A 13,059-nucleotide genomic window follows, 5' to 3' on the forward strand; every position below is an offset into this window, starting at 1 on the left:
AAAGAAATCGTTCAATTCCTCTCCTGCAGCCTTTGTTTTTCAGGTATTCGTATCTTCTTTACTTCCCATCAAAGAGCAGAAATGAGCTCAAGCAACTTTGGAAGAAATATAATGGCACCCACAATCGCAGTACAGACCGCAAAGAGTAACACGGCAGCAGAAGCAAGGTCCTTTGCCGCTTTCGCCAAGGGATGGTAGTCTGAAATTGAAAGGTCCACTGCCTTTTCAATCGCCGTATTCATGGTTTCAAGTGCCAATACCGAAAACACCAATATAATCAGGATGATCCATTCCATGGCAGATACAGAAAGCAGATACGCTAAGATAAAGACAATTATCCCTACACATGAGTGAATCCTGAAATTCTGCTCCGTCGCCCATACAGATTTAATCCCATCTGCCGCATATCCAAAAGACTTCATGAACCTGAATAGGCCGAACTTAGTCCCTTTTGAGTCCATATTCATCTAAAATATCCTTTTGTCTCTGGAACATTTTCTTTTCATCAATTTCTTCCATATGATCATAGCCTAATAAATGCAGGAATCCGTGAAGAGCAAGAAAACCCAGTTCACGGGAAAATGAATGATTGTATTCTTCAGCCTGCTCTTTGGCTCGATCGATGGAAATGATGATATCACCGAGAACCCGGGGAATTTGACCACCTACTATTTCGACTTCGTCCTCTCCCAGTTCTTCAAGAGCAAAGGAAATGACATCCGTCGGCTGGTCCTTATGGCGATATTCACGGTTAATTTCCTGAATTCTTTCGTTCGTCACAAACGTAACCGACACTTCGCTGTCATCTTCGACCTCTTCTTTTTTTGCTGCAAAGTTTAAGATGTTTTGCACCAAACTTGTTTCCTCTTCGGATAATTGTTCACTTTCATCAATAAAGTCGATCAATAAAGTCATGCTTCTTCTCCTTTTACTTTAAGTTCCGGATATTCTATTCTCGGATGAAAGATTCCATTCAAAGTCTCACAGAGAGACTTCTTGACTGTCTCTAATTGCTTCAATGAAATATCGCATTCGTTAAACTGACCGTCCTGCAGGCGGTCTTGTACAATGGAATGAACAAGCTGTTGAATCTCTCCTTGCGTGGGAGATTTCTTCGATCTGACAGCCGCTTCTACACTATCCGCAATGCTAATAATGGCCGCTTCCCTTGTTTGTGGTTTAGGACCGGGATATCGATAATCTTCTTCCTTAACATCTTTCCCTTGTTCCTTTGCCTTATAATAAAAAAATTTCAACAAGGTCGTTCCATGATGCTGCTCGGCAATATCGACGATTTCCTTTGGCAGCTTATGCTTCCGTAGCATATCGGCACCATCTGAAGCATGACTTATAATAACATCCCTACTCGTCTCAGGCGAGACCCGATCATGAGGATTTTCCATATTAAGCTGATTTTCAATAAAAAAGTGTGGCCTCTTTGACTTTCCAACATCATGATAGTAGCAGCCGACTCTCGCTAATAGTCCGTTTGCACCAATGGATTCACATGCAGATTCTGCAAGATTCGCTACCATGACACTGTGATGATAAGTACCCGGCGCATCGGTCAGCAGCTTCTTTAATAATGGTTGTGTAGGGCTTGAGAGCTCCACCAGCCTCATGGAAGAAAGTATGCCAAACCCGGCCTCGAAAAACGGCAGGAAACCGATTGTTAAAATAGAGGAACTGATTCCTGATACCAGGGCAAACACTAGATAATACACATATTCACTATTGGAATAAGAAGTACCGCTTAATAGAACCAAAAACGCCAATATCAATATATTCACAAGAGCTACGTAAATACCCGCTCTTAAAATATTCGAGCGCTGATTGCGGCTCACCAGGAATAAGATACCTGATACTCCACTGAATAACGTATAAATAGCGATCTCCATATCGATTGAACCTGAGAACTGCTGATGAAAAACGATACTTGAGCAAGCTGATAAAATAAACACCATCATCATGGCAATCCGCTCATTTAATAAAATCCTCAGGATCATTCCCGTGAATGCAGCAGGGAATATAAAGGCAATATCATTGATTTCCAGCTGTTCTATCAACCCTACAATCTTCATGATCAACAGTGAGATGACAAACACGATACTCGTGAGGATTAAATAGTTTTGTTTTCGTTCCTCTGTTACCTCGAGGGTATAAAAGAAGTAATACAGAGAACTGATCACCACGAGAACAAAGAGCGCAAGCCCAATATACGGCTTAAAAGAGAATGTATTTTCCACCATCCCCAAGGTTTTCATGATCCGATATTCTTTAGGAGTAATCAATTCCCCGTCTTCTACAATGACTCCGCCTTCAATGATTTCAACTGATTGAACATTGGCCACGGCCAGCTTTTTTAATTCATCCGTTTTTTCCGCGTCAAAATATTGAGTCGGCTCAAGTGCCACATTCCCAAGCTTTACGGCAGCATTAGATAGATCCCCCCTAAAGGTATAGTTTGTGATCCTTTGTTCTAAATTTAATCTCGCTTCACTCAATTCCTCTTCTTTCACACCATTTTCCATGATAATCTTCATTTGCGTAGAAACGATTGTCTCTACTCGTTCCAGATCTTCCTCTGCAGCTTCCAATAGAGTTTTTAAAACCGTATCATTCAATTGGTTGGTTACATTATTATTCTTATCCTTGGGAAGCTTAGCTTTAAGCCGTTTTAGCTGCTCATTTATTTCCGCTTCAGCTGGAGGCTTCAGTTCCTCTGATCCGGGTTCTTGAGTTTCAGATTCCTTCTTCACTTCTTTTACACTTTCCATGAGGGAACGAAGTAACGATATCGAGTTGTCGACCGCCCCTTCTTTAGGGGTATAGACATTTCCTACTTCTTCTTCAGCTTCCAGCTGCTTTTTCTCTGTAGCCTCATCATCAACAAATTTCTTCGGCGCCCTAATTGTTGTAGGAGCTTCTTCATACAAATTAATATCCAGAGTTTTCGGTTTTACATTCCCATATAAAACCCCGAAAACAATAATGCCAAGTAACACAAATAAGAGGTTAGTAAAGAGTCGGTAGCTAAGAAAGCTCCTTATTTTGAGTAAGAATGGGTGCGTTTGCATAAAGAACCCCCTGTTATGTAAGTACAATTCCAACCAGTTCAAGGTATAGAGTTTACAGAAAAGCACGAGAAAAAATATCTAGCAATTATGTAAAATGATAACAGTTTTCCACATAATTATCCATGTTAAACCCTATAAAAAAAGATTGATCCCTGCATGTGCCACCAGTATTAACAGGTGGCATGAACACATTGGATCAATCTCTTTATTGTATTACTTTTCAATTGTTTCATAGGCATCGATTATTTTAGCAACTAATGGGTGACGAACCACATCCGCTTGATCAAGATAAATAAACGATACTCCTTTTACATCTTTTAATATTTTTTCAGAAGAAATCAATCCTGACTCGCTTCCTCTCGGTAAGTCCACTTGAGAGCGATCTCCTGTAATAATCATCTTCGAATCAAAGCCAAGTCTGGTTAAAAACATTTTCATTTGTGCTTTCGTTGTGTTTTGGGCCTCATCGAGGATGACAAACGCATCATCCAGTGTACGCCCTCTCATATAAGCAAGAGGAGCGATTTCAATGGTTCCTCTTTCAATCAACCGAGCTGTATGCTCAGCCCCCAACACATCATGCAGAGCGTCATATAAGGGACGTAGATAAGGGTCCACTTTTTCCTTCAGGTCACCAGGAAGGAAACCGAGACTCTCTCCCGCTTCAACAGCAGGCCGTGTGAGAATGATTTTCTTTACCTGCCCGTTTTTCAACGCATGTACCGCCATCACCACAGCAAGATAGGTTTTCCCCGTACCTGCCGGACCAATCCCAAACACCAAATCGTGTTTTTTGATAGCCTGAATGTATTGACGCTGCCCAAGGGTTTTCACCCTGATGGATTTACCTTTTGCATTTTTCGTAATTTCTTCATTGTACAAGTCTGTAAAGTATTCCAGTGTCCCTTGCTTGCCCATTTCAAGTGCATAATGGACATCTCTTTGGCCTATATTTATTCCTTTACGTATCACTGCTACGAGTCGATCTGAAACATCAAGAGCGAGACTTACATCTTCTTCCCTACCTGAAACCAGCAATTCTTCGCCTCTTGTTACGATTGAAACGTGTAATTCCTGTTCTATTAATTTTAGGTGAGAATCTGAAACGCCAAACAAAGCGATGGCTTCATTAGGGTTTTCAAGTTGTAATTTCATTAAGATTTCATCTGACATTCGTTAGTCTCCTTGAATAATTGGTTGTCCTACTGCAATGTTTTCTAATACTTTGAAGTGAATTGTTACCCTAACTTTACCATTCTCAACCTTTTCTTGCAAAATTTTTTCACCTATGATTTCTGCATCCTCAGGGAGGGTGGACTCCAAATTACTCTTGGCCAGCTTCTTCGCCGCATCGATGGCTTCTGATTTCGTATAAGTTCTCTCTACATCTTCTTTCTCTTTAAAGCTTTTATCAATATAATATATTGGCAGCTCCCATTTCAAGAAACGAAGGTTCTTTTTGTTCTCTTCCACGATGGACTCTTTATAATCAACTTTCCCGAATCCCCAAATCGGAATATTGAAAGAGCCGACTCCGACATAATGTTTTCTTTTTTCATCGCCGCTAAAAACCACAAATTGGGATTTTAACGGTAAATTAACGTTAGATTTATACCATGTTTCCCCTAGGATTTTCGCCTTGGCCGGTACCCCTTTAGGATCTTTTTCATTCCCGATCAAACCGGATACGAGGAGCTGACCTTTGTTCACATAGTCATTGACGTTCACCTGGGGATCTCCTTCTTCTACGAACATTTGAGTGATGATGGCTTTCTTCTTAGCTACAATATGCTGCAGACCAGAGGATTCAGAAGGCTCAGGGGCGTTCTTCTCAACCACTTGGAAGTGAAAGGTTGTCCCTTGCAATTCCACCCCTACCCACGTAATATTGTTCATTCTGTAGGATAGCTCCCGTTGGATATTTTCCACATCCGGCAGGGAGAATTGTAACTTCCCTTTCGACACTCCCATTTCTTCCAGCTCTTTTCTAATACTGTGCTCCGTTTGAGGTGATGCCCCTTTAATTTGAACGTCCCAAACCATATTGGAAAGCAGGAAGACGATGACGAAGAAAGCAAGTCCACCTATCATGAATCCTGAGTTCTTCAGGGATCGCTTAAACAAAAATGGAACTCCCTGACCTCTTAGAAATGTCACTTTACACTCGGATGTTCGAACCGCTCTTCGGAAGTTATGTACATCCTCTAAGGATAAGTAAAAGGTGATGGTCTCAGTTCCAGCTCTCTTCACATTCCAAATCGTGATATTGGCACGAAGCAATTGATTGATGACCCTCTCAACTAATCTGCCTTCCATTTTCACAAATACCTTTCCCCTTAGAAAGGTGAACCATTGATTCTTCAAATCCGTCCCTCCTATTGTTCTAAATAGATCACTTCTACGATCTTCCCCTGAAGAAGAATTTCTTCCGGAAGAATCATCTTGATGACAAATTGTTCACCTTTTATTAAAAGTTGACCTTGTTTTAGCAGAAGCCGTACCTCTCGATCTGTGAACGTTAACAGACCCCGATGGTTTTCTATATAGATATGAATTTGTCCAATCATTGTGACGCGAGGAAGGTCCATCATGACATCTTCAGGTAAATCCATTTTCTGTGTCATCCATTTACGCATATGTCGAAAAACGCTTTTTGCCATAAAAAAAGAACCCCCTTTCATCTCATATGTATGAAATGATTCATGGACAGTGATTTAATACCTTGTTATAATGGTGTTAATAAAGTATATGAAAGAGGTCAGGCTACTATGACGATAACAGCCAATATAAAGAATGTCGGTATCCTGTTACGCATCTCTCGAGAAGCGGGTGAAGGAAAAGACACCCTACTGTCACATAGAATTATTGGTGAACGCTACTGTAATGAACGTGGCTACCAATACAAGATATATGAGGAAGTTATTTCTGGGGCTAAAGATATTAGTGAACGTGTTGAGTTAACTAAGTTACTAAACGATGTTAAAGCAGGTTTATTGGATGCTGTATTTGTTGTATCAACTGACAGGCTGTCACGTAAACTTGGTGCATCACAAGAGATTGCCGACACTTTAGCAGACTATGAAATACCATTACTTACTCCAGAACGTTCATATGATTTAAATTCAGACGATAGGTTTATGTTTGATGTCCAAGGTGTAATGGCATCACAAGAATTAAGGTTGATTACGAAGCGTTATAAAAGAGGTAAGCGGGAAGGTTCGTTGAGAGGTGAATGGGTTCAAGGGGTAACGCCATTTGGTTATGTACGAAACCCTAAAACAAAGAAACTGGTTATCGAAGAAAAGGAATCCAAAGTCGTTAGAATGATATTTGAATACGCATTAGCTGGATACGGTATCGCTACAATTGTAAATAAACTTGTCGGTTATCGTACACGTTCTTATAAAATTCAAAACGGTAAAAAGGCTGAAACAATACACCCAGGTAAACCGTTTGGAATTAGTCATGTAGATACTATTCTTAAGAATCCTGTTTATAAAGGAACTATTTCATATCAGGTAAAGAATAAACTTAAGAAAGTTATTGAGACAATAATCGTAAATGATGCCCACGAAGGGATAGTAACACCTGTTGAGTTTCAACAAGTACAGGAAGCTGTTAAAAGTCGTATCAGTGGTGGAATTGATGGATTGGTTAAGCGTACACGTTCTAGAGGTAAGGTAATTACAATATTAAAAGATTTAGTTTATTGTCCTTGTGGATTAAAGATGCAATTCAAGAAGGATAGTAAGCAAAAGGACAAGGTCTTCGTTAAAGCATGTAATTGCGGAAATAGGGGTATTGCAGAATATAAGATAATTGAAGCTTTTTGGGAAGAGTTATCTATTATTGAAAGACAGTTTCGTCATGAATGGGATAGTTTGTTAAATGATGCAGATCACACTTCCAAAAACATCGAAAATTTACGTAACCAACTTACCTTGTTAAGTTCAGAAAAGGAGAAGTTAACTAAGAAGGCAAAACGTATCAGAAATATCTATACTGATGGAGATATGACACGTGAAGAATATCTTGAAGATAAATCAGAAGTGGAAAATGAATTAACAAAAATCAGTACCGTAATAAATGAAGTGGAAGAAAAGATAGAGTTATCTAATAAGGAAGCTATATCTATGCAATACGAAACTAAGCTAGAATGGTTATCCGATATTAGAAAAATTTCTGATAAGTACGATGGTAAATTATTTGTTATGGGTAGTGAGTTAACTAATGCACCTTCCTTTAAAGTAGAACCTGAGGACATAGAAGAAATGAATCGATTACTAAAGTTAATTTTGGATAAGTTATATTATCAAAGATATAATGAAGAAACTATTCTATATGAAGATGGTTATGTAGATACAGAAAAAGGAGACTTCATAAAAGTCTCGATTAAACCAAAATGAAAATATTTAAAATCACCCTGTATCACCCCCTGATTTCTTACACTATATAATAGAAGAACTCATCTCAATTTAAGGTATAGCATTCAGCTATGCCTTTTTTATTTGAATTTTCAATTCTAATTTTTAGTACTAACAGAAAGGGTGAAAATTATGTATACGGTAAATTCACGATTGCCATATAATCAAGAGTTTGACCACAGATATATTAAGCATGTTAGACATTTAAGAAACAAAACACTACTTCAATTTGCTGAGTTTATGGGCGTAGACCACAGTACTATTGCAAAGTTAGAAAAAGGACAACTAACCTTTACGCCCTACTATGAAAGTAAATTCAAGGATGCTAATAAGCGATTAAGGGTTTCTAACATTGAACTAGCTAGTATCCGAAAAATAATCGAAATGAAGGAACAAAGGGGTTACAAGTAATGGTTACACTTGCACTGTTGTTACTGTTAATGAAAGAAATTCTTTTTGGGGGTTTTTAAGGTATGGAACAAGTAAAAGTAAGAGACTTATTTACAGAAACTAAAAAGGTCGTAGCTGAGTACAAGGCTAAGGCTGAACAGCTTGACCAACAGGAACGAGAACTAAATGCAGAATTACATGTACTACAAGAAGAAATGACAGCCAATCTCTTAGACCAGGAAAGTTCTACTGTATCCGAAATGGTTTATTTAAAGATACAAGCTAAAGAGATTGTTCAAAAGACTGAAATCATTAAGGTACTCTTAGAGGAACTAGCTGAGGAACGTACAGCACTAAAGTTAGAGTTCACACCTATTTATCGTCAAGCAATTAGACAGGACGCTGGTAATAGAATTGGATATGGTTCTAGTGAGATTGTTAAAAAATACAAGTACCTAATGCTTAAAGAAATCAGTGAAATTGGTATACAAATGCAACAACAATATAGAGGCATTTCTGAGGACATTTATGAGGTGTTTGAGGAAGAGGCTGTAAGAAAAGAGTTCCCTCGTTTAGAGTATGTCTTTAACCAAGATCAGTATGTTCCAGCGTTTGGCTGGTATAGTGATTCTGTTGTTTCTAAGAATGAAGTATTTAGTGCTGGACGTGGTTACAAACCTAATAAGCCTAAACATATGCAAGTAGAAGAAGTAAACAAAATTGAATAGGACGTGGAATAATAATGGCAAACTTAATGACAGCTACTCAATTTGTGAAAAGTGAAATCCTAGCTGAACTAAGAAAAGGTAACACTGAGGTATTGAAAGACTTGCCACCTGTCATGGCTTTAAACTTAGGTCTTGCTTTACAGAATGAAGCTGGAAACGTTATAGAGACTTCACCTGTGAAGGATAAAGAGATCGGTGAGGCTATGCTAAGACAAATGGCTGACAGTGGGGTTAAAGAAAAGTTGGTTAAACAGATTGAACAGGAAGAAAAAGAACGTACTGAGAAAGTTGGACTAGCTAAGCAAGTATCTGCTGAGTTTAACGCTTAATAGAATATTTCCCTCCCTTAAATATAGCCCTTACCTTTAACTGGTGAGGGCTTTTTACTTTGCCCTAAAAACAAAAAAAGCTGAGGAATTCACCTCAGCATTAGCATTATTTCAACTTGATATTCTCGTATTTTCCACCTGACCAACCAAAGCCACTTGAAACTTGTAGACTGTACTCAGCAGCCTCATTAGGAAGTTCAAATACTACTTTACCTGATTTAGATAAATTAGGGTTAATTTCCTCTAAGAAGAAACCAATACCACCATCATTAACGTACATATCTAATTCAGCATCACTTGAATACTCGGTACCGTCAGCAGTCTTAATACGGAACATTTCACCGTCAATAAAACGTGCCTTCTTGTCACCGTTCTTAATTGACATATCTACAATTGCATACTTACCTTCAGTAGTTTTGTCACCCATTACAGAACTGATAGTTTGAGTCTCTTCCACACCGTTCACAGTATAAGTAAGTTTACCGACTTTAACCTCGTCCCCAACAGCAAAGGCTTTCTTTTCTTCCTTTTTAGCCTCTTCCTTCTTTTCTTCCTTAGGTTCAGCAGAAGTCGTCTCAGCCTCAGTAGAAGAAGCTGTATCATTTGCTGTATCTTCTCCACCACTTGTAGCGATACTTCCAATGATGATTACAGCCAGTAACCATACCCACCATTTCTTGTAGAATGGTTTCTTTACTTTTTCTTTTGCCATATGTTTTATTCCCCCAAATAAGTTTAATAATTACAGTAATAATTGTAACATGAATGTAAAGTATTTGGTAGGTGATTTCCTGATAAATAGAAAAATATGTTTAGATAGTAGTATTTTAGAAACAGGACTTAATAATTTATAAGGTTATATTAGATAACTAAATATGAAAATTCCTGAACGACCCCTTTCTATATAAGGCTTTCAGCAATGCTGACGTAATACGATATTGGGTTGATAAGTTAATTGCATTAAAAACGTCAGCAATACGCCTCACCTGAAAAGAATTCAAAACTGGTACGTATATTTTACAGAGACCAGACCAGCACCCTAGATACCCCCGTCCCCCTATATACCCCTTTCAGTCCACTCACGTTACTACTGATCTTTACCTTTAAATCGTCCTAATAGTGTATTACTTCTATCATATCTTTTCTTCTTTTGTTCGTGTGTTTCTCTTGCTTTATTGCTGTTCCTCTGCTGTCTTGTGCCTCATAGTAGTGCTGGTGCTATCCTTTATCTTACCTTTGTTATGTACCCGTATATGGGCTTGTACAGGGCTTATAGAGGGCTGTGCTGATTGTTTATAGTTGTTTTTATACCCTAGCCCCTCTTCCCTTCTTTCTTAGCCCCTCTTAACCCCTTTTCCAGCCCCTACATTCTTCTTGATGAGAAAATATATTCTAATGACGTGAAAGGCTAGTCCACCAAAGATAGCTACTATTCCACCTAAAACAATGAACATCATTTGTAAATAAATTAGTTCCATTTTTTGTCACTTTGACCGATAATTTGCGTATATTTTGAGTTTTATTTTGCACATCCAACTTTAAAAACCCAGCTACCTTCACATTAGAAGATTAGCTGGGTTTCTTAATTATTTACATTCAATCATTTATAGAACTATTCGAGTAAAAAAGCTACTGCTCATTGTTCAGCAATCGCGCCTGATTGTTGAAGAAAGAATCGATAGGTATTAGGTACTAAAAGGAAACTAGCTTCTTGCACTAACGCTAACCCGTTAGTTTAAGAACATTTGTATTAGTAAGGTAACTTTTTTATAGTGCTAGTGCTCATTCAGACACTCAGTATCACCTTAACTTAAGAATTACTTTCCCTTTAGCTTTACCTGTCTCTGTATACGCTAAAGCATGTTTAGCTTCTTCAAAAGGAAACACTCGGTCAATTGTTGGTTTCACTGTTCCTGCTTCTAAAAGTTCTGATAAAATATCTAACTGTTGCCCACTATGTTTCATAAAAAGAAAGGTGTATTTTATATCATACTTTTTTTCCAATCCAGTTATTTTTGAACTGGCTAATGAGAGAATTATTTTCTTAATTAGACCAAGTCCCATTTCTTTTGCGAAACGACCATTCGGAGTTCCAGCGATAGAAACAATTTTACCCCCTTTTTTTACTGTCAAAAATGACTTCTCTAATGTTTCACCTCCAACACTATCAATTACTGCGTCATAATCTTTTATGACGTCTTCGAAATTCACAGATTTATAATTAATAATTTTATCTGCTCCAAGTGATTTGGTTAATTCAATTCCTTCGCTAGAAGTTGTTGCAACATACGCTCCCATTTCTTTTGCTAGTTGTATAGCAAAAGTTCCTACGCCGCCTGAGCCAGCATGAATGAGAACTTTTTGACCGTTTTTCACACTCAATATATCGTGAAGTGCTTGGTATGAAGTTAATCCAACTAAAGGGATAGAAGCTGCTTCTTCAAAACTAAGGTTTTTAGGTTTTAAAGCAATATCTGCTTCATGAACAGATAGATATTCTGTAAATGTACCCATCTTTTCTGAACGAGGACGACCGTAAACTTCATCACCCACATTAAATTTGGTTACCCCTTTACCAACTTCGATAATGGTTCCACTAAAATCGTTCCCTAATGTTAAAGGCATGTCGTATTGCAACAAAAGTTTTAATTCGCCTTTACGTATTTTTGCATCAAGGGGGTTTATACTCGCTGCATGTATTTCCACTAACACCTCATTATCTCTTATTCTGGGCATTGGTCGTTCAATAAAAGTAGGATCTTTTTTATATCCTTCTATTACAAATGCTCTCACGCCAAAACACCTGCCTCTCTACATTAATTACTAGTAAATTCCTGATTTTATTGTAAAAACAAGATATCCTGAAACTTCATCATTCTCTTTAAACGCAAACATTATGAAACTCCCCCAAAACTTGAATAGATATGGGAAAGTTTCATTAATCATTCCTGCTGTTTATATGCCAGTTATTGTTTCATAGAAGGATAATCGATATATCCTTCCGCCCCGCCAGCATACATTGTATTTCGGTCAGGTTCGTTCAATAGTGCGCCAACTTTTAAACGTTCCACCAAATCAAGGTTTGAGATTAACCAAGTTCCTACGGTAACAACGTCAGCTCATTGTGGAACGTGTCCTTTTACCTTTTGTTTGAAATCTTGGACAAATCACTGAATTAGTAATTTGTATTAGGAGAGATGTGGGTATATCGCAGATACACCACCGGCAAAATCTCTTTGGATCTTTCGGCTCACGTCATCAGCAACAATTTCAAAGCTGTCGGATTCTAATCCATCAATAGCAATTTTTGCGATATCCTCAGGGTTGGATTTGGGAACTTCTAAGCTCGACGTCATGTCTGTCTCCATGAAGCCTACATGTAATCCAGCTACTCTCACATTTTGAGGATAGAGATTTAAACGTAGGTCGTTCGTCAATGCCCACTCTGCCGCCTTTGCAGCCGTATAAGCGCCAACAGATCCCGAACTAACCCAAGATAATGCGGAAAGAATATTCAGAATCGATCCTCCCCCATTATTTGATAGAATCGGTGCAAAAGTACGAACCGTGGAAAGTGTGCCAAAGAAATGCGTATTAAACTCCAAATGTATTTTATCGAGATCACCGTCAATCAAAGAAGCACCTGTAGACGATCCTGCATTGTTGATCAAAAGCGTAACATCCTTAGCTGCCATAGCGGCTGCAGCTACCTCTTGAGGGTTGGTAATATCAAGCTTTACAGGAATTACACCGGGAATGTCAATGGACTCCGGATTTCTTGCACCAGCATAAACCTTAGCCCCTCTGGATAGAAGTTCAAGTGCTAAATGGCGTCCAAAACCTCGGTTCGCGCCGGTGACAAATGCGACTTGTTCAGAAATTTTCATTTTTATGTGCTCCTTTTATTATTTAATTTTGGTACAACAAAATGTCTTCCTCCTCAAAACTACGCAAGCAATGATTTCCTTAAGGAAAAGTTTTGGACATAGGCGAGTCTCATTATATGGGAATGGTCATTCTAAAAAGCACAAAATCCCTTTATGGAGAGAGCTTTAAGTAAGGCAAGACTTATATACGAGAACGACCATTCTAAAAAGCACAAAAGAATGAT

Annotated in this window: 13 protein-coding genes; 3 read left to right on the top strand and 10 right to left on the bottom strand. The window is 38.3% G+C overall.

Translation table 11 applies throughout. From position 1 onward, the window contains the following. Nucleotides 1–68: 68 nt before the first annotated feature. The 6 genes from AC6CIB_RS13700 to yqfC form a co-directional block, all read right to left on the bottom strand. Entirely contained in the window at nucleotides 69–467 is a 399-nt protein-coding gene (locus tag AC6CIB_RS13700) for a diacylglycerol kinase (RefSeq protein WP_498281524.1), read from the bottom strand. Then, complete coding sequence (ybeY, locus tag AC6CIB_RS13705) at nucleotides 442–915, bottom strand: rRNA maturation RNase YbeY (protein WP_498281526.1); 474 nt, start codon at nucleotides 913–915, stop codon at nucleotides 442–444. Before ybeY ends, AC6CIB_RS13700 begins: the two co-directional genes overlap by 26 nt. Then, a complete protein-coding gene (locus AC6CIB_RS13710) occupies nucleotides 912–3,077 on the bottom strand; it encodes an HD family phosphohydrolase (protein ID WP_498281528.1) in 2,166 nt (721 codons plus the stop codon). The genes ybeY and AC6CIB_RS13710 overlap by 4 nt, the downstream gene beginning before the upstream one ends. A gap of 213 nt (nucleotides 3,078–3,290) precedes the next feature. Beyond that, nucleotides 3,291–4,250: a PhoH family protein gene (locus AC6CIB_RS13715; protein ID WP_498281530.1), complete on the bottom strand. Its 960-nt coding sequence runs from the start codon at nucleotides 4,248–4,250 to the stop codon at nucleotides 3,291–3,293. A 3-nt stretch (nucleotides 4,251–4,253) separates the two neighbouring features. Then, nucleotides 4,254–5,441, bottom strand: coding sequence for a sporulation protein YqfD (gene yqfD / locus AC6CIB_RS13720; RefSeq protein ID WP_498281532.1), 1,188 nt, complete (start codon nucleotides 5,439–5,441; stop codon nucleotides 4,254–4,256). 11 nt (nucleotides 5,442–5,452) lie between these two features. Then, entirely contained in the window at nucleotides 5,453–5,737 is a 285-nt protein-coding gene (gene yqfC, locus AC6CIB_RS13725) for a sporulation protein YqfC (RefSeq protein WP_498281534.1), read from the bottom strand. Between the two features lie 108 nt (nucleotides 5,738–5,845). On the opposite strand from yqfC, the gene AC6CIB_RS13730 reads away from it, so the two are divergent. The 3 genes from AC6CIB_RS13730 to AC6CIB_RS13740 all read left to right on the top strand — a co-directional run bounded on the left by AC6CIB_RS13730 (nucleotide 5,846) and on the right by AC6CIB_RS13740 (nucleotide 8,948). Further along, on the top strand, nucleotides 5,846–7,483 hold the full coding sequence (locus AC6CIB_RS13730; RefSeq protein WP_498281536.1) for a recombinase family protein: 1,638 nt from the start codon (nucleotides 5,846–5,848) through the stop codon (nucleotides 7,481–7,483). Between the two features lie 491 nt (nucleotides 7,484–7,974). Further along, the gene (locus AC6CIB_RS13735; protein ID WP_498281538.1) at nucleotides 7,975–8,619 is read left to right on the top strand and encodes a hypothetical protein; all 645 of its coding nucleotides are present in this window, start codon (nucleotides 7,975–7,977) and stop codon (nucleotides 8,617–8,619) included. Between the two features lie 14 nt (nucleotides 8,620–8,633). After that, on the top strand, nucleotides 8,634–8,948 hold the full coding sequence (locus tag AC6CIB_RS13740; protein ID WP_498281540.1) for a hypothetical protein: 315 nt from the start codon (nucleotides 8,634–8,636) through the stop codon (nucleotides 8,946–8,948). Nucleotides 8,949–9,054: 106 nt separating this feature from the next. Here the strand turns inward: AC6CIB_RS13740 and AC6CIB_RS13745 are convergent, their stop codons facing one another. From AC6CIB_RS13745 to AC6CIB_RS13760, 4 genes are all read right to left on the bottom strand, one after another. After that, the gene (locus tag AC6CIB_RS13745) at nucleotides 9,055–9,660 is read right to left on the bottom strand and encodes a DUF4352 domain-containing protein (RefSeq protein WP_498281542.1); all 606 of its coding nucleotides are present in this window, start codon (nucleotides 9,658–9,660) and stop codon (nucleotides 9,055–9,057) included. 622 nt (nucleotides 9,661–10,282) lie between these two features. After that, nucleotides 10,283–10,426 carry a hypothetical protein gene (locus tag AC6CIB_RS13750; RefSeq protein WP_498281544.1) on the bottom strand — a complete coding sequence of 48 codons (144 nt, stop codon included), beginning with the start codon at nucleotides 10,424–10,426 and terminating at the stop codon, nucleotides 10,283–10,285. A 322-nt stretch (nucleotides 10,427–10,748) separates the two neighbouring features. Beyond that, on the bottom strand, nucleotides 10,749–11,741 hold the full coding sequence (locus AC6CIB_RS13755; protein ID WP_347550029.1) for an NADP-dependent oxidoreductase: 993 nt from the start codon (nucleotides 11,739–11,741) through the stop codon (nucleotides 10,749–10,751). A 395-nt stretch (nucleotides 11,742–12,136) separates the two neighbouring features. Then, nucleotides 12,137–12,835 carry an SDR family oxidoreductase gene (locus AC6CIB_RS13760; RefSeq protein ID WP_498281546.1) on the bottom strand — a complete coding sequence of 233 codons (699 nt, stop codon included), beginning with the start codon at nucleotides 12,833–12,835 and terminating at the stop codon, nucleotides 12,137–12,139. Nucleotides 12,836–13,059: the final 224 nt, after the last annotated feature.

The organism is Rossellomorea sp. GQ25, from assembly GCF_059758515.1.